The following is a 17,024-nucleotide window of genomic DNA, read 5'->3' on the forward strand; positions in this document are numbered from 1 at the left end:
TGAGCATCATACTATGTCTGAATCTACAAAATCTTTTAACCAACTAGGATTATCTGAGCATCTTCTTGCCACGCTGTCTGAGCTTAATTTTACGGCTCCTACCAGTGTTCAAGAACAAGCGATTCCATTGGTATTAGAAGGCAAAGATGTACTTGCTGGTGCTCAAACGGGTACAGGTAAAACGGCCGCGTTTGGTTTACCGATTATTCAAAGATTAATCGAGACAAAAGACAATGTTATTCCGAACCCTAAGCTCGTTCGTGCGCTTGTGTTAGTACCAACTCGTGAATTGGCACAACAGGTTTTCGATAACTTAACTAGCTACGCAAAGGGCACCGACATTAAAGTCGTGGTGGCTTACGGCGGCGTTAGCATGAAGGTTCAAACTGATAACCTACGCGGTGGTGCAGATATCCTGGTCGCGACGCCTGGTCGTCTTATTGATCACATGTTCACTAGAAACATCATGTTGAGCCAAACGGAAGTACTGGTACTGGATGAAGCTGACCGCATGCTAGATATGGGCTTCATGCCTGACATCAAACGCATTCTTTCTCGCATGAATGACGTACGTCAGACGCTGTTTTTCTCTGCGACGTTCGACAATAAAATTAAAGCACTTGCACATCGAATGATGCAGTCACCAAGCGAAATTCAAGTTACGCCAAAAAACAGCACCGCTGACACCGTTACCCAGATGGTTTATCCGGTTGATAAATCGCGTAAAAGTGAACTATTGGCCTATTTGATTGGCTCAAAAAACTGGCAACAAGTGTTGGTGTTCACGAAAACTAAGCAGGGCACTGATGCTCTAGTTAAAGAGCTTAAGTTAGACGGCATCAAAGCGGCATCAATCAATGGTGATAAGAGCCAAGGTGCGCGCCAAAAAGCACTGGACGATTTCAAATCAGGCAAGGTGAGAGCGTTGATTGCAACCGACGTGGCAGCTCGTGGTATTGATATCCAGCAGCTAGAACAAGTTGTGAACTATGACATGCCATTTAAAGCTGAAGATTACGTTCACCGCATCGGACGTACTGGCCGCGCAGGTAATACTGGTTTAGCGATTTCTTTGATGAGTCAGGATGAAGCGTACCTATTGGGTGACATTGAACGCTTACTTGATACTCGCTTGCCTCAAGAGTGGTTAGAGGGCTTTGAACCAAGCCTAGAAAAAGATGTAGCCCCTGATCGCGGTGGGCGCAGTAAAAGTCGTTCATCAGAAAAACGTAAGATCAAAGCGAAGCTTAAGATTCACCAAAACCGCGGTAAAGCACGTCGCTAACAAGCTGGACAAAGCTCCAGTTTAAAGATCTATAGATATAAAAATGCGCCGTTACAGTTGGTTCTGTAACGGCGCATTTTTGTTTTAAGTAAATCAACTTACGACCAAGGAAAATAAAAACACTGGATTAATGATGTTCTTGATTGCACTTCCATACACAGGGCACTTCATAAATTAGCTCTTCTAGGCTAGTTGGGTTTAGCACCCATTGGTCTTCTATTCTAAACTTGCTGACCATCTGCGTGTTGAAAAGCTGCCAATGCTTAAGTAGGGCATCTTCGGGCGAGGTGACCATATCGCCTTCATTCCAAGTGCTCTCCATGAAGGGAGTTAGGCATACCGCTCCGTGCGCATACATGATCATTTGCCACTTAATCTCATAAATGTTGATCAAATTCTCTGGATTCGCATCGTTATATTGTTCAGCTAACATGTTGATTTCTTTTTCGACATCGCCAACATTGTCGATAAAATAATCGACCAAGTTGTCTTTTTGGCGAACAGAGTCAGTGATAAGTTGCATCGGTTTTCGTGAGTGAATCATGTTGCTAAAAAGGCGCATACTAAATAAATAGATAGTAATGTTTGGCGCGACGCCTTTTGGTAACTCTTCCACTATCTTAGCAATATAAGACTGAAAATAGGCGTGTAAACAATCGCTTATCGCATGCCAGATTTTTTCTTTGCTGCCAAAGTGGTGGCGAATAAGGCTATGCGATACACCTGCTTTCTCACTGATGTTACGAAGCGAAACGCTATCATAACCATGCTCACAGAACATATCCGCAGCAACACCCATGATCAAAAATCTCGTCTCTTCAGCGTCTTTTGCGCTTCTTCTGCCTTGTTTCTTTTCAGTCATCTTCATTTCACACATTTACCTGATTACCACATTCTACACTGTTTTTACTCAAATAAAAAATACTGCACAGGTGGAAAGTAAATCTTGTGGATTACGGAATTTTGAATATACTGCCCACCTGTGTAATAAATCATAATAATTAAATGGAGAGACATCATGCAGTCCAATTTGTCTATCAATGCCATATCGAGCAAGCGCATGGGAGCTGTGATTGCAGCACTATTGCTCGCAGGCTCTTTGACCGGATGTAATAAGGTTCAGTCAGAAGAAACGGTTCAAGTTGTTAAGCCTGTAAAGCTGTTTGAGATTCCTTTGCAGACGGATATCGAGCTTGATAGCTTCATTGCAAAAGTGGATGCAACTGACCGTGCTGCGCTTTCTTTCCAAGTGGGTGGAGATATAGAAACCTTCGATGTTCGTATGGGACAAGAAGTGAAGAAGGGTCAGGTGTTAGCCGTACTAGACGCGACGGATTACCGTATCGCGGTTGATGCAGCACAAGCCAAATTTGATCTTGCGAATAGCCAATACAAACAAGCTTCTGAGTTGTACGCGAAAAAGTTAGTCAGTACCGATTACTACGACCAAGCCGTAAACACCTTTACTGCCGCTGACGTTGAGTTGGACCAAGCAAAAACAAACCTTGGCTACACCACCTTAGTTGCTCCATTCGATGGCGTGGTATCGATGGTGTTTGGAAAACAATATCAATTGATCGCAGAAAAGCAGCCTGTACTGAATATTTTGAATCACAGTGAGATGGACGTGACGTTTTCTATTCCAGTATCAAAGCTTGAAGATCGTTCTATTCAAGACCTAACGAGCTCAAACATGTGGGTTGTGATGGATAGCCACCGTGGTATTCGTATCCCGACTCGCTTTAAAGAAATCTCTACACAACCAGATGAAGACACCAACAGCTACCAAGCGGTTGTATCCATCGAAAAGCCGGAAGGCATCAATTTACTTTCTGGGATGACAGCGCAAGTTGAAGTTCAGAAGCATAAATCTGACTACGGTATTGGCATTGTTGATTCAGCTTGGTTAACCAAAGAAGCTGACCATGGTGAGCTATGGCGCTATAACCCTGATTCTCAATTGATTTCTAAAGTACAAGTCCTTCTTGATGAGCAAGGCAAGGTTATTGATGGATTGTCGTCTGGCGACCTTATCGTTGAAGCGGGTGTGGATGTGTTATCCGATGGACAGCAAGTAAAAGCTTGGTTACGTGAGGGCGGTATTTAATGAACCTTTCCAAATTATCAATTGTTGTCGCGTCGGCTATGTTACTTCAAGCCTGTAACAGTGAAGCTGTACATCGTGAACAACCCCCTCTGTTAGTTTCTACCTTTGAAGTTGGCGCGCCGCTGACTGATCAATTCAGAAGTTTTAACGGTCAGGTAATGCCCGCTGAATTGACCCCCTTGGCATTTAAGCTCGCAGGCGAAATCCAACAAGTCTTGGTAGAAGCCGGCGACAACGTCGAAAAAGGCCAGTTATTAGCCACCTTAGATAACGCAACGTACGTACAAGATCTGACTGATGCTCAATCTCAATTCAAACTGGCAAACAAACAGTTGGCCCGTGGAACGGAGATGTTTGGTAGCAAGATGTTGTCGCAGTCAGAGCTAGACCAACTAACGGCTAACTATAAGCTGGCATCGGCGAATTTGGCGGCTGCAAAGCGCAAGCTAAGTTACACAGAGCTTTTAGCGCCATTTTCCGGGACCGTTTCTACCGTGGACAAGCAACGTTTCGAAAACACGACACCGGGTGAAACACTATTAAGCGTGTACCAGAACGATAAGGTGTATGTACGAATTCAAGTATCAGATTCGATCTTGGCATCAATCAGTCCAGACATGCGTTCAAATAGCTATCGTCCTGAGGCGACCTTTGGCGGTCACACAGGCCAATATCCACTGACGTATCTAGAACACACCAGTGAACTGCACCCACAATCCCGTACCTACGAATTTTGGATGCAGATGCAGCAGCCTGAAAGTGAAATTCTGCCGGGCACGAGCGTTACGGTCAATGTAGATATGGCGAAAGCGGGCCTGAGCGATGTTCAAGGCTACCAATTACCAATGACAACGCTAGAAGCGGGCTCTGAAGCGAATCAGTTCTATGTGTGGAAAATGGAAGACGGACAAGCATTCAAAAGCGAAGTAGAAGTCGACAAGATCAGTGGCCAAGGCGCACTCATCGCTCATGGTGTTGAGCAAGGTGAGCTACTCGTAAATTCGAATTTAAGAAAACTCCGTGACGGAATCCAATTGTCAGGAAAAGCAGAATGAACATCGCAGAATATTCAATAAAGAACAAAGTAATCAGCTGGCTGTTTCTAGTCATTTTGGCCATTGGCGGTGTGACGTCTTTTGGTAATCTATCCCGTTTAGAAGACCCAGCTTTTACCATTAAAGATGCAATGATTATTTCAACTTACCCTGGCGCTACGTCAATGGAAGTTGAAGAAGAGCTGACTTACCCACTTGAAAAAGAGATAAGACAGCTTCCGTACATCGACAAGATTACCTCAACGTCGTCGAATGGTATGTCTCAAATTATGGTGAGCATGAAGATGGACTACGGTCCAGACGAGCTACCACAAATCTGGGATGAAATGCGTCGTAAGATCAACGATCTACAGCCCACGCTTCCTAGTGGTGTTAACTCAGTTCAGATCATTGATGACTTCGGTGATGTGTTTGGCGTGATGATCATGCTGACGGGTGATGGCTACGATTACGTTGAGCTTAAACAATATGCTGATTATCTAACCCGTGAAATCGAATTGGTCGACGGTGTAGGCAAAGTAAGCATTGCAGGTGACCAACAAGAGCAATTGTTTGTTGAGATGTCACTTGAGCGTTTAGCCGCGCTGAATCTAGATATGTCGATGGTTACGTCACTGCTATCACAACAAAACAGTGTGGTGTCAGCCGGTGAGGTAATGCTCAATGGCCAAAACCTAACGATTAAACCGAACGGCACTTTAAGTACGGTTGAAGAGTTAGAAAACTTAATCATTCATGGTCGCGACACGGGTAACCTAATTCGCTTGAAAGATGTCGCTGAAGTAACTCGTGGTATTCAAGAAAAGCCGGGCAATGTATTAACGTACAACGGTAAACCAGCAATCAACTTGGGTATTGCGTTCTCTTCTGGTGTAAACGTGGTTGAGATTGGTAAAGCACTGGATGCGGAACTGGATCGCCTAGAAAGCATTAAGCCAGCGGGTGTAGAACTGAATTACTTCTACAACCAAGCGCAAGAAGTAGACAAATCTGTGGCTGACTTCTTAATCAGCCTAGTTGAAGCGGTAGCCATCGTTATCATTGTATTGTTGTTCGCAATGGGCTTACGCAGTGGTTTGATCATCGGTTTGGTTCTTCTATTGACGGTATTCGGTACCTTCATCCTGATGGATTACAACGATGTTGAACTGCACCGCATCTCTCTGGGGGCACTGATCATCGCGCTGGGTATGCTGGTGGATAATGCGATTGTTGTCGTTGAAGGTATTTTGGTGGGCTTGAAGAAAGGCAAAACCAAGCTTCAAGCAGCGAAAGACATCGTCAAGCAAACACAATGGCCACTGTTAGGTGCGACCATTATCGCTATCACAGCGTTTGCACCGATTGGTTTGTCGAAGGATGCGACAGGCGAATTCATGGGTTCACTGTTTTGGGTACTGTGTTTCTCACTGTTTTTGAGTTGGGTAACTGCACTAACACTAACGCCATTCCTTGCCGAGATGTTGCTTAAAGAAGAAGACAAGGTTGATGAAAACGTAGACCCTTACAAAGGCATCTTGTTCGTTGTATTTGGTGCGTGCCTGAAAGTAGCGCTTCGATTTAGATGGCTTACTGTAGTAAGTATGGTCGCGCTATTAGCGGTTTCCGTTGTCGGTTTTGGTATGGTGAAGCAGCAGTTCTTCCCGCCATCAAATACGCCAATGTTCTATGTAGACATGTGGATGCCAGAAGGCACAGATGTTCGTGAAACCATCAAGCAGACTGAAAAGGTTGAAAGCTACATTCGCCAGCAAGACAACGTTGAGTTTGTAACGACAACGGTTGGGCAGGGCATGCAACGTTTCGCTCTGACATACCAACCAGAGAAAAGCTATGAAGCGTACGCTCAGTTACAAGTAAGAACGACTGACCGCGACACCATGTTTAAGGCGTTAGAGACGCTAGACAAAGACTTAGCAAACGAATTTGAACAACCGACGTTCCAGTTCAAGTTGATTGAATTTGGTCCGTCACCCGCTTCAAAAATTGAAGCGCGTATTATCGGTGCCGATCCACAAGTACTGCGTAACATTGCAGTTGAAGTCGAAGACATCTTGCTTGCCGATCCAGGCTCTCGAAATGTTCGTCATGACTGGCGTGAACGCACTAAAGAACTTGTACCACTGTTCAACGAATCTAAGGCTCGTCGCCTAGGCATTTCAAAAACTGACTTGTCTGAGACATTACAGATGGCGTTTGGCGGTTACAACATCGGCCTACTGCGTGATGGTACTCATATGTTACCTATCGTGGCACGCCTGCCTGAAGAAGAGCGTTTTGATTTTGAATCACTAAACAATGTGAAGATCTGGAGCCCATCACTGCAAACCTACATTCCTGTAGAACAAGTGATTGATGGGGTTGAGCTTCAATGGTCTGAGCCACTGATTCAACGTCGTGACAGAAAGCGTACGCTAACGGTTCTGGCTGATCACGATGTATTAGGTGATGAAACACCAGCTAGCTTGTTTGCTCGCGTAAAACCAAAGGTTGAAGCACTCGATTTACCAGCAGGTTACAACATTAGTTGGGGCGGTGAGTACGAGAGTTCTAAAGATGCACAAGAATCTCTATTTGGTTCACTGCCAATGGGTTACTTGCTGATGTTTATCATCACTATGCTTCTGTTTAACTCGGTTCGTAAGCCACTTGTGATTTGGTTTACGGTGCCACTCTCTATCATTGGTGTTTCGATTGGTCTGTTAGGTACTAATATGCCATTCAGCTTCACAGCGTTCTTAGGACTATTGAGTCTAAGTGGCATGATTTTGAAGAACGGTATCGTACTGCTTGACCAGATCAACAGTGAGCTACAAACAGGTAAAGACCCATATTTAGCGGTTGTCGACAGCGCGATCAGTCGTGTGCGACCGGTATCTATGGCAGCACTAACAACTATCTTGGGCATGATTCCCTTGGTATTCGATGCATTTTTCGGCTCGATGGCGATTACCATCATGGCAGGCTTAGGCTTTGCTACCGTACTAACACTAATAGTAGTACCGGTGATGTTCGCTATTTTATATAGAATCAAACCGTCCACTGCGGGTTATTAGGGAATGATATAAAACAGATTCTTTTAAGCCAGCCCAGTCAAATTCGACTGGGCTTTTTTATACCTGTTGTCCCGTCCTGAAATGTGTTTACACGTGAGAGCGGCAAATAGGTACGAATAGATAAGCATTAAAAAAGCCGCTACCCAATGGGCAAGCGGCTTTAAGAACAATAGGGCGATTCTAAATTGCTAGCCGTATGTCTAATTCAATCGGCTTTGGCATGGCTAAGTGGTAGCCTTGATACATATTGAAGCCTAAGCCCTGCATCGCTTCGAGTTGTTGTTGGGTTTCAATACCTTCAATCACTGTCTTTGCGCCAATTTGGTTTGCAAGATCAAGTACTAACTCCATTTCTCGAGTGTCGCCTTGTTCAAAGTCCAACATAACCGAGCGATCTATCTTGATGATATGAGGGTTAATGTGACGAACGCGCTGTTCGGTTGACGCTTGTGTTCCGAAATCATCAACAGCGATTTGAAAACCATTTTCCGCTAATGAATGGGCTGCGTCTTTCAAACGTTCTTCACTCTCTACATTAAGCTCGACCAACTCCATCACAATTTGTTCGCACGATAAGTTAAGCTCATGCAGGCGCTTAGCTAACAAGCTATCGCTCACTTTCTCTGCGGCAAATAACTCGCCAACATTAGGAAGAACATTCAAGAATAGGTGTAAATGACGAATAGTCGACTGTGCGAAGTTGCGTATATGAATGGCTCGGCTCAGCCTCTCTACATTAATTTTGTCTGTGCATGAGGTTTCGTCGGAATGAAAGAAGTGATCAGGGCGAACAATGGCACCTTTGCTGTTCGAAATTCGAACTAAAGCCTCTACACCTATCTGAGTCATAGAAGAATCAAATATAGGTTGGTAGACACTTCTAAGTGTTAGGTCTTGATATTTCGCAATAAACTGCATATCGGCATCCACAGATATACAGCTAATAAATTCACTTCTGTCTGATAAAATCATAGTCGCTAGTAAAGAGGGCTTATTCAATGGCGGACGTACATGTCGCGGCTGTCACAATATTGACAGGTGTAAGTAAATTGTCAATTAATAAAACTCATTTGTAGAGTCAATATTTAAATAAATATAATTAACGAAAAAACAGCATGATAATTGATATTAGTCATTAAAATTACTTATCATTCACCATTAATAATGACTATTGTGAATTTAATCTCTGAGTAATCTATCTTATATCAACACCAATCAATATAAGCTTTCAACGCTAATACACCAGGTGAAAGTAAGGATAAAGCCTCAGGTTATGGGGGAATGTCAAAGTTACATTATTAACAAACAACTCTGTTTGCATATAAATGATATCTACTTCTCAAAATATGAACGATGAGCTGATAAGTTATTATTTTATCGAAGATAAATTTTGATTGATTATTGGGTAGGGCTTGAGTTGGGTTTTATAAAATATTGGGATGGAGGTCTAACTATTTACTTTCAAGACTGATTAAAAAAGTTGACCCGTATTCTTACTGCCATTGAAGTACTGCGTAAAGTTGCAGGTATTTACGAACCAGTTGTTGATTTCCTGACCGCTTTAAAGGGTGTCCAAATTTAATGAAGCAAGGGCTGATTTTAAAATTATTATTTAAGTCAGTAGCGAATTGAGAATCACTCTCTCTTAGCGTGATACCTTGTTGGCTATATTCCGTGATCTCGTCTGGGAGTTCACCCATCCACCAATGCAATAATTCACCGCTGTTTTTGCTTCGGCTAATCCAATGGTCTGAGACAATGATCAAAACGTCATTGGGTTGAATGGAAAATCCATACTCTTGTTGCCAATTATGGATGTCTAACATCAACTTTCTACGACAGGTTTTCCCGGCACTCACCATATGATGACTGATCATCCAAACGGTACCGATTTCGGAAGATATTCGGAAGTGTCGAGGCGTTTCTCTAGAGGAAAGCATTTCAAGTGGGCTGATGTTGCTTGCATGATTAAAGCTAACGAAGGTGTGCTCCATTCGGCGGGCAAATGCCTTACCTATATGGTGCTCACTGATCCCTTGATTGTGTACAGTAGGGTAGTGGCGTTCACAGAGCTTTAGGCAATCGTCTTGAAATTGATTAACGCTTTTAATCACTAGATCTAATAACAATGAAGTCCCTTATACACAGCTACTATCTTATTGATGGGCAATAGTACGGTAATTGCGGTTCCGTTACCTATCGTCAAAGTGCGAGTTCTTGATCTCTCTATCAAAATTAACCATTGCTGAGTGATTTTATGGATAGCACTGGCGCTCTACAGGTCTGTATTCTAAATTATGAGGAATTCTAGCTAGTTACCTCGACTATAGTCTAGTCAGCAAATCACAATTGATCTACTTACTCTTTATTTGGAAACATTCATGACCATTCAATTAGATTCGAAACAAAAGTCTGAGCTTACTCATACGCTCCAAAAGTATCTGCAAGATGAACTTGATGTGGAGCTTGGTCAGTTCGACACGGAATTCTTGGTCGACTTCATCAGCAAAAAGTTTGGTGCTGTTTACTACAACAAAGGGATAGAAGACGCTCAGAAAGTGATGGAACGCAAAATGTTAGACATCTCAGATGAGCTCTACGAGATCGAGCAAATTGTTGAAATTTAACGTTTAGCCCAAACTTGTTCAAATAATTTGAATAACTCGTTTAATTTGCAATGATGTAACTATTGTAAAGCTTGGTAAATAATATGTTACACAAACTTAGTGTAGGGTACGCTTTTCAAAACTACACGATTCGTTAACATTCGGAAGAGATGCATGGACAACAACGTTAGAAATTACAACCCTTTAGCTAGAGCAATGCATTGGATTTCAGCTCTCGCAGTATTTGGCTTATTTGGTGTGGGCCTGTGGATGGTTGATCTTTCATATTACAGCGAGTGGTATAAAACAGCGCCAGACTATCACCGCTCGGTAGGCATTCTTTTGGCTACTGTTACTGTTATCCGCTTGGTTTGGAAACTAGTTACCGCGTCACCTAAAGTAGAAGGTAAAAGCTATGAAGTTGCAGCAGCGAAGATCGCTCACGGCTTTATGTACATTAACTTAGCGGTTTTATTTATTTCAGGTTATTTGATTTCAACATCAGATGGCCGCGGGATCGACGTATTCAATTGGTTCACTGTACCAAGTATGGGTGAACTGTTTGCAAACCAATCTGATCTCGCAGGAACGATTCACTACTATGCTGCATGGGTACTGATCATCATGGCATCAGTACACGCCTTAGCGGCGATAAAACACCACGTTATCGACAAAGACGATACGCTACGAAAAATGATAGGAGCTTCAAAATGAAAAAGTCAATTATCGCTACAGGATTAGCATTTGCAATGGCAATGCCTTTCGCTGCGAACGCCGCTGATTACGTGATTGATACAAAAGGTGCGCATGCTTCAGTTAACTTTAAAGTTAGCCACCTGGGTTACAGCTTTATCCAAGGTCGTTTTAACACATTCTCAGGTGACTTCTCATTTGATGAAAGCAACGTTGAAGCGTCTACAGTAAACGTAACGGTTGATACTACAAGCCTTGATTCAAACCACGCAGAACGTGATAAGCATATCCGTAGCGGCGATTTCATCGATGCTGGTAAGTTCTCTGATGCGACATTCAACAGCACGAAAGTTGTTGATAAAGGCGACGGCAAACTTGAAGTAATGGGTGACCTTAAACTTCACGGTGTAACTAAGCCTATCGTTATCGAAGCTGAATTCATCGGTGCTGGTCAAGACCCATGGGGCGGTGAGCGTGCAGGTTTTGTTGGTACAACTCGTCTAGAACTTGCTGACTTCAACATTCCAGTAATGGGCGCTTCAAGCTATGTAGATATGGATCTACACGTTGAAGGTGTAAAGAAGTAATCTAGCTTTCTAGCTCTCTGACAGGTATCAACATTTTTTAGAGACATCAAAAGTTTGGTCGATACTAAATAGGTCAGTATTTAGAAATAGAGAAAGGCGCAAAGTTTTCACTTTGCGCCTTTTTTATTGAGATAAATGGCAACGCGTTTAGGTCTGTTTTGTGTCAAACCGTTTAGTACGTTAAAAGCCACCGTTTACCTCTAGCCAGTCAACGTTGCCATGACTGAGTTATCTAATTGAACTACTAATCCCTAATAGTTCAACTTAAGATTAGTTAAGCCGTTTCTAGTTCAGCTTGTGGAACCACGTTTAGTCGGTCACCGTAGATTGGACGTAGTGCTTGCATCACTTCAATGCGAGTCAACACACCCACCATTACGCCGTTTTCTAACACTGGAAGCATATGTGGTTGGCTTACTTTCATCGCTTTTGCACGCTCTTCTAGAGAAAGAGATGTCAGGCGAGTTGCGAAGCCCATGCTTGTCGTCGGGTACAGTTGCTCTTTGTCGATGCATAGGAACTCAGCAACGTCCACTAGCTTGTCGTTTGCGTCGATTGCCACAACGTCACGGCTCATTAGGTCTACAACTTTTTGGCCTTTAGTTGGGATGTAATCTTGGCACCAAAGGTCAACCATTACGTCATGAACAGAGAAGATACCCACTAGACGACCTTCAACATCGCAAACAGGAGCGCTAACAAGTTGCGCGTCTAAAAGTGTATCAATCGCGACTGATGTTGGCATTTCTACGCTCAGTGTAATTGGTTGAGTGTTCATGATTTGCTTGATAGTAGTTGCTGTGTTCATAGTAATTTCCTTAACTGACGTAATTTCTGTTGTTTGTGTAATAGCGGTAATTTTTGCTGCTTTAAGTTGTGGGCGACGGTAGATGCTCCAGTTCGCTAAGCCGACCAATACTGAACCACCTACGATGTTGCCGATTGTCACTGGTATTAAGTTTGCGGTGACAAATTGCATGACGTTTAGGTCTGCATACTGGGCTGGTGTTGCGCCGATTTGCATCCAGAAGCTTTCTGGTGCGAATGCTTGAATCGTGATGCCTAGCGGAACCATGAACATATTCGCCACACAGTGTTCAAAGCCTGAGCTTACGAACATTGCAACGGGTAACACGGTCATCATTGCTTTGGTCATTGCGTTAGCAGAGCTGAACGTTAACCAAATCGCTAAACACACCAACAAGTTACAAAGCACACCCAAAGCAAACGCTTGAACTGGGGTGTGGTGTAGCTTGTGTTGAGCAATGTTTAAAGCGTTTAAGCCCCATTGCCCGCCATCCAGTTGATACAAGCCTGCTGCGCTTACCAAAGCCAATAGGAACATGGCACCGATAAAGTTGCCGACATACACCTTGCCCCAGATAGACAGCATCTTCGTGAAGGTGATTTGCTTGTTAGCCCATGAGATGCTTGATAACACTGAGCTGGTAAATAGCTCACCACCGCAAATCACAATCAAGATCAAACCCATACTGAAGGCAAGACCGCCGGCTAAGCGACTCAGTCCCCATCCAGCATCAGCGCTGCCCGTGGTTACCGTGATGTAGAACAAAAAAGCAAGCCCGATGAATGCGCCAGCCATGATTGCCAAACTCAATGTCATGCTGCTGGTTTTATTTGCTTTACTTAATGCAAACTTCTCTGCTTCCGCCATCATTTCTGTTGGTGAGAACAGTTGATGATTTTCAGAAGTGCTGGTTGCCATATCCCCCCCTTGAACAATCCGTCATGTGTAATTCCTAGTGTTAATGACCTGGTTAATCCGTAATGGTTAATCAGTAATGTTTTGCAGGGCTCGTTGTGTCCTGCCATTCCAGATTAGGGCGTTGAGGGGTAGAGGTAAAATTGATAATTTTTAGAAACCACATCAAATTTATTGATATAGATTTGGTTACGCGTAGAATGAAATTGATTGCTCATTGGCTTTATAAAAAACGAGCATCAGGACACAAATAATTAAAAGCATTAAGGATGAATTTTGCGTTATTCATTAAAGCAACTCGCGGTATTTGATGCAGTAGCAGACTCCGGGAGCGTTAGTCAGGCAGCAGACAAATTGGCGTTGACTCAGTCGGCGACAAGTATGTCTCTTGCACAGTTGGAAAAAATGCTCGGCAGGCCTTTGTTTGAAAGGCAGGGCAAGCAAATGGCTCTTACTCATTGGGGAATGTGGCTAAGGCCTAAAGCGAAGCGTTTACTGCAAGATGCGCAGCAAATTGAGATGGGTTTTTATGAGCAGCATTTACTAAGTGGAGAGCTCAAACTCGGTGCAAGCCAAACACCAGCGGAACACCTAGTTCCTGACCTCATCAGTATTATTGATAACGACTTTCCTGAGATGCGAATCTCGCTCGGCGTACAAAGTACCGATGCGGTTATTGATGGCGTATTAGATTATCAATATGACTTGGGTGTTATCGAAGGTCGTTGTGATGACAACCGAGTTCACCAAGAAGTGTGGTGTACGGACCATTTAACGGTGGTTGCATCGGCTCATCACCCGTTTGCGAAGCGTGAACGAGTAAGCTTGGCGCAATTAGAACAAGCAAAATGGGTATTACGTGAACATGGTTCGGGTACTCGCAAAGTTTTTGATAGCTCTATTCACCATTTAATTGGTGATCTTGATGTTTGGCGAGAGTATGAACACGTTCCTGTTTTAAGAAGTTTGGTTGCAAACGGCCCATATTTAACGTGTTTACCTTATCTCGATGTCGAACAGTTTGTTGAGTCTGGTCAACTGGTCACATTAAATGTCCCTGAGCTTGAAATGGAAAGAACCTTGTCCTTTATTTGGCGTGCAGATATGTCTGAGAACCCACTTGCTGAATGTATCAAGCGTGAAGGTAAGCGCATGATGAAAGGCAAACGGTCGGTTCTGTAACGTAGATTTGATAAAATACTGATAACCAAATATGTTGAATAAGCGATTTCGGTCTCTATCTAGTGATAAATGCACATCTGCATACATTATTAATGTGATCTTGATCGGCTAAATAAGGGCTATCTTCCCATAGTATGCTTACTTGATTTTAAGTGAGGCTAAATCCGGTTGCGTTCAATTACGTAATTAGGCTTTAGAAATAGTATGAGTACATTAGTCGCGATTTCATTAACAACAGGTATTTTGTCAGGTCTATGGGGATGGATTGCTATCTCTTTCGGCTTATTGTCATGGGCAGGTTTCTTAGGTTGCACCAGTTACTTTGCTTCGCCAACAGGCGGCGTTAAAGGACTAGCAGGTAGCTTATTGACCAACATGACTGGCGTATTCTGGGCAATGGTGATTATCGAAAGCTCAACCTTCGCAGGGTTAGAGATTTTAGGTTACATGATTACTGCTATTGTGGCTTTCTTTATGTGTATTCAAGCGAAACAAGCGTGGCTAGGTTATATCCCAGGCACCTTCATTGGTTGCTGTGCGACGTTTGCTGCAGGTGGTGATTGGCAACTTGTAGTGCCATCTTTACTGCTTGGTGGTGTATTTGGATACTTGATGAAAGCAACGGGGCTATGGCTTCACGAGAAATCGACTCAATCTTCGGAAGTTGTTGAACAACACGCTAAACAGGCAAAGGCTTAATTCGTTAACCTAACCTTAGTTAGTCACTGTGAACTCTTGCAAGATAACCCCCAATTAATTTGTATATCGATTTATACAGGCACACCGTTTGGTGTGCCTTTTTTGGTTGAGGCGACTAGATAAATATTTCATCAGTAGAGCAACTGATAGCATCTATAAAACAAATTATGTTTAGGTATTTCCATTCGCCATGGTGATCACGCGTTTTAATGTCCACCTTAATAAAAGCGGAATGCATTCTTGTCCTTGATTCTCGCAATGAGAAACAATGGCGAGTGCAAGGTCGGGTTTTGCATGTTTCTTCAATACCTTGGCAACCACTTTCTTTGGAGGGATAGGGTGATCGTATGGAATCTTAACCATGTCACGGAAAAAGCTCTCAAACCCATTCATATATAGGTAATGCTCGATATCTTTATCTGGCAGTTCCGTGAGTCGATGTCTTTCCTGATCATTACCAAGCTTCGATAGCACCGTTGCTGCGTATTTTTTACCCGCCGCATCGCCGTCAGTTACCACATGCCAATCGATGCCAAACTCTTGCGCGACCTTAATCAGTGCCTTAAGTCCTGATTGGGCGAACTCAATAATCTGCACACCTTCTGCTGCTAGGTTATAGCCACATTGGTTGGCAAGTTCATTGAACAACCAAACCTCGGTTTCACCTTCTACTAATAGCCAACAGCGAGCAAATAGTGCCCCAGAGCGGTGGAAGCGGATATGAAAACCAATTCGTCGAAGTTCATCCTTACTGAAATGGTTCATGTTGAGTTGATTGGCGATGGTTTTGTCTGACTGACGAACCAAGCGACGAATCGATTGAAGTGGGACCGCCGCAAGTAGGTCGCCACTGTTGGTGGTCAGGATTTTCTGCATGGGCAATTTCTGCATCAAGCTCCAAGCCCTTGCCAAGTGTGTTGGGTGCAATCGACCTTCTGGATCTTCAAGGATCAACAGAGGGCGCGCACATCGCCTTAAGTCGTTTGGTCCTTTAGCTTGTAGATAAGCGTTAAGTAACCCCATGAATAATAAGCGAGTTTGTTTGTTCTTGGTCTCTTCGACGAGTTGATGAATACTCTGATCATTGGTACCCGCAGAATAAAGCAATCCGTCTCGCTGTTTTCTAGGGTTACGACGAGAAGTACTTTTGAAAGAAAAATAGTGCTCAATCAAACTTTGCATCGACTCTAGGCTACTGCGCATTTCACCTTTATTAACATGTCCGGGTATCGCCATAAGACGGCGGCAGGTGTTGTCGATGCGCTTTTCTATTCTTGCCTGACGGCCATTGCCATTGCCGTTGCTGGCGTTTCCATTCGTGCCATGACCATTGGTTGTGTGATTATGTCCGTTCCCATGCCCGTTATTTGGATTGTTGTTCCCATTTCCGTTTGCATTGTTAGCGTGACCGTTATTAGCGTGAACATTAGTCGGCAGGTGAGCATTGTGGTTGAGTGAATTTCCGTTGAAAGGGCGATCAAAGTGCCTTGCGTCTCGTAAACGGATCACAGGATGTAAGGTCATTAATTCTTGAGCGAGCTTTTCTGAGTGATGGAGTTTGAGCGGATTACCGTCCAAACCAAGAAATGCATAGTGTGTTGTTGTCTCATACTGTTCTAACGTCGCGCTGATGCGATAGTAGATGCGAAATACGCCAAATTCATCTTGAACCCAAATAGGTTTGAGTTTGCGATAACGACCTGCGTTAAGTTCGCTCTTATCGTTAGCTTTTAAAGCGAGAACAATTTGAAGATGTTGAGACTGCGGGTGTGAAACAGAGTAATCGACATGAAAATCGGTCATTTCAAAGAGATATGGCACACCGTCTGAGGGCAGAATGACGGAAAGGGCATCCAATAATGAAGACTTACCCCAAGTATTTTCACCAATAAGCGTGGTTAGCTCGTCAAACGCGAGTGACATGCGCTTGATACCTCGAAAGCCAGAAATCTCGATTCTTTCTAGTTGCATAGGCTTACTCCTAACGGAAGGCTCTGCTAATTATTTGAAAGCTAACAGATATCTTTAATC

At 43.4% G+C, this 17,024-nt stretch carries 14 protein-coding genes; 9 read left to right on the plus strand and 5 right to left on the minus strand.

Annotated elements, in window-relative coordinates; translation table 11 throughout:
- The first annotated feature begins 13 nt into the window (after positions 1-13).
- The gene (locus AB6F11_RS12830) at positions 14-1,285 is read left to right on the plus strand and encodes a DEAD/DEAH box helicase (RefSeq protein ID WP_104216357.1); all 1,272 of its coding nucleotides are present in this window, start codon (positions 14-16) and stop codon (positions 1,283-1,285) included.
- A 127-nt stretch (positions 1,286-1,412) separates the two neighbouring features.
- Here AB6F11_RS12830 and AB6F11_RS12835 read toward each other — a convergent pair whose 3' ends face one another.
- Entirely contained in the window at positions 1,413-2,153 is a 741-nt protein-coding gene (locus AB6F11_RS12835; RefSeq protein ID WP_017081129.1) for a TetR/AcrR family transcriptional regulator, read from the minus strand.
- Between the two features lie 150 nt (positions 2,154-2,303).
- Between AB6F11_RS12835 and AB6F11_RS12840 the strand changes: the two genes are divergently transcribed.
- Genes AB6F11_RS12840 through AB6F11_RS12850 form a run of 3 tightly spaced genes read left to right on the plus strand, consistent with a single transcriptional unit; the run spans position 2,304 to position 7,503 of the window.
- The gene (locus AB6F11_RS12840) at positions 2,304-3,392 is read left to right on the plus strand and encodes an efflux RND transporter periplasmic adaptor subunit (RefSeq protein ID WP_076645376.1); all 1,089 of its coding nucleotides are present in this window, start codon (positions 2,304-2,306) and stop codon (positions 3,390-3,392) included.
- Positions 3,392-4,447 carry an efflux RND transporter periplasmic adaptor subunit gene (locus tag AB6F11_RS12845; RefSeq protein WP_104216358.1) on the plus strand — a complete coding sequence of 352 codons (1,056 nt, stop codon included), beginning with the start codon at positions 3,392-3,394 and terminating at the stop codon, positions 4,445-4,447. Before AB6F11_RS12840 ends, AB6F11_RS12845 begins: the two co-directional genes overlap by 1 nt.
- Positions 4,444-7,503, plus strand: coding sequence for an efflux RND transporter permease subunit (locus tag AB6F11_RS12850; protein ID WP_104216359.1), 3,060 nt, complete (start codon positions 4,444-4,446; stop codon positions 7,501-7,503). The genes AB6F11_RS12845 and AB6F11_RS12850 overlap by 4 nt, the downstream gene beginning before the upstream one ends.
- 180 nt (positions 7,504-7,683) lie before the next feature.
- Here the strand turns inward: AB6F11_RS12850 and AB6F11_RS12855 are convergent, their stop codons facing one another.
- On the minus strand, positions 7,684-8,421 hold the full coding sequence (locus AB6F11_RS12855; protein WP_104216360.1) for an EAL domain-containing protein: 738 nt from the start codon (positions 8,419-8,421) through the stop codon (positions 7,684-7,686).
- A 575-nt stretch (positions 8,422-8,996) separates the two neighbouring features.
- Entirely contained in the window at positions 8,997-9,632 is a 636-nt protein-coding gene (locus tag AB6F11_RS12860) for a hypothetical protein (protein ID WP_017067365.1), read from the minus strand.
- A 252-nt stretch (positions 9,633-9,884) separates the two neighbouring features.
- Here AB6F11_RS12860 and AB6F11_RS12865 point away from each other — a divergent pair, with 252 nt between their 5' ends.
- From AB6F11_RS12865 to AB6F11_RS12875, 3 genes are all read left to right on the plus strand, one after another.
- Positions 9,885-10,130 (plus strand): DUF2164 domain-containing protein, encoded by a 246-nt coding sequence (locus AB6F11_RS12865; RefSeq protein WP_017059821.1) that lies wholly within the window; start codon positions 9,885-9,887, stop codon positions 10,128-10,130.
- Positions 10,131-10,283: 153 nt separating this feature from the next.
- Entirely contained in the window at positions 10,284-10,823 is a 540-nt protein-coding gene (locus tag AB6F11_RS12870) for a cytochrome b (RefSeq protein WP_017059820.1), read from the plus strand.
- Positions 10,820-11,389: a YceI family protein gene (locus AB6F11_RS12875; protein ID WP_017059819.1), complete on the plus strand. Its 570-nt coding sequence runs from the start codon at positions 10,820-10,822 to the stop codon at positions 11,387-11,389. The genes AB6F11_RS12870 and AB6F11_RS12875 overlap by 4 nt, the downstream gene beginning before the upstream one ends.
- Before the next feature lie 274 nt (positions 11,390-11,663).
- On the opposite strand, the gene focA is transcribed toward AB6F11_RS12875, so the two are convergent.
- Positions 11,664-13,115: a formate transporter FocA gene (gene focA / locus AB6F11_RS12880; RefSeq protein ID WP_050650436.1), complete on the minus strand. Its 1,452-nt coding sequence runs from the start codon at positions 13,113-13,115 to the stop codon at positions 11,664-11,666.
- 273 nt (positions 13,116-13,388) lie between these two features.
- On the opposite strand from focA, the gene AB6F11_RS12885 reads away from it, so the two are divergent.
- Positions 13,389-14,294: a LysR substrate-binding domain-containing protein gene (locus tag AB6F11_RS12885; protein ID WP_104216361.1), complete on the plus strand. Its 906-nt coding sequence runs from the start codon at positions 13,389-13,391 to the stop codon at positions 14,292-14,294.
- 204 nt (positions 14,295-14,498) lie between these two features.
- A complete protein-coding gene (locus AB6F11_RS12890; protein WP_017059817.1) occupies positions 14,499-14,993 on the plus strand; it encodes a DUF1097 domain-containing protein in 495 nt (164 codons plus the stop codon).
- 171 nt (positions 14,994-15,164) lie between these two features.
- Here AB6F11_RS12890 and AB6F11_RS12895 read toward each other — a convergent pair whose 3' ends face one another.
- Complete coding sequence (locus AB6F11_RS12895) at positions 15,165-16,964, minus strand: ATP-dependent endonuclease (RefSeq protein ID WP_104216362.1); 1,800 nt, start codon at positions 16,962-16,964, stop codon at positions 15,165-15,167.
- Positions 16,965-17,024 lie beyond the last annotated feature (60 nt).

Source organism: Vibrio sp. 10N.247.311.14 (genome assembly GCF_041467715.1).
In the GTDB taxonomy this organism is placed as follows: Bacteria; Pseudomonadota; Gammaproteobacteria; order Enterobacterales; family Vibrionaceae; genus Vibrio; species Vibrio crassostreae_C.

Excerpts from the sequence above, each read along its gene's own strand:
- AB6F11_RS12830 (WP_104216357.1), top strand. The coding sequence starts at position 14 with ATGTCTGAATCTACAAAATCTTTTAACCAACTAGGATTATCTGAGCAT.
- AB6F11_RS12835 (WP_017081129.1), bottom strand. The coding sequence starts at position 2,153 with ATGAAGATGACTGAAAAGAAACAAGGCAGAAGAAGCGCAAAAGACGCT.
- AB6F11_RS12840 (WP_076645376.1), top strand. The coding sequence starts at position 2,304 with ATGCAGTCCAATTTGTCTATCAATGCCATATCGAGCAAGCGCATGGGA.
- AB6F11_RS12845 (WP_104216358.1), top strand. The coding sequence starts at position 3,392 with ATGAACCTTTCCAAATTATCAATTGTTGTCGCGTCGGCTATGTTACTT.
- AB6F11_RS12850 (WP_104216359.1), top strand. The coding sequence starts at position 4,444 with ATGAACATCGCAGAATATTCAATAAAGAACAAAGTAATCAGCTGGCTG.
- AB6F11_RS12855 (WP_104216360.1), bottom strand. The coding sequence starts at position 8,421 with ATGCAGTTTATTGCGAAATATCAAGACCTAACACTTAGAAGTGTCTAC.
- AB6F11_RS12865 (WP_017059821.1), top strand. The coding sequence starts at position 9,885 with ATGACCATTCAATTAGATTCGAAACAAAAGTCTGAGCTTACTCATACG.
- AB6F11_RS12870 (WP_017059820.1), top strand. The coding sequence starts at position 10,284 with ATGGACAACAACGTTAGAAATTACAACCCTTTAGCTAGAGCAATGCAT.
- AB6F11_RS12875 (WP_017059819.1), top strand. The coding sequence starts at position 10,820 with ATGAAAAAGTCAATTATCGCTACAGGATTAGCATTTGCAATGGCAATG.
- focA (WP_050650436.1), bottom strand. The coding sequence starts at position 13,115 with ATGGCAACCAGCACTTCTGAAAATCATCAACTGTTCTCACCAACAGAA.
- AB6F11_RS12890 (WP_017059817.1), top strand. The coding sequence starts at position 14,499 with ATGAGTACATTAGTCGCGATTTCATTAACAACAGGTATTTTGTCAGGT.
- AB6F11_RS12895 (WP_104216362.1), bottom strand. The coding sequence starts at position 16,964 with ATGCAACTAGAAAGAATCGAGATTTCTGGCTTTCGAGGTATCAAGCGC.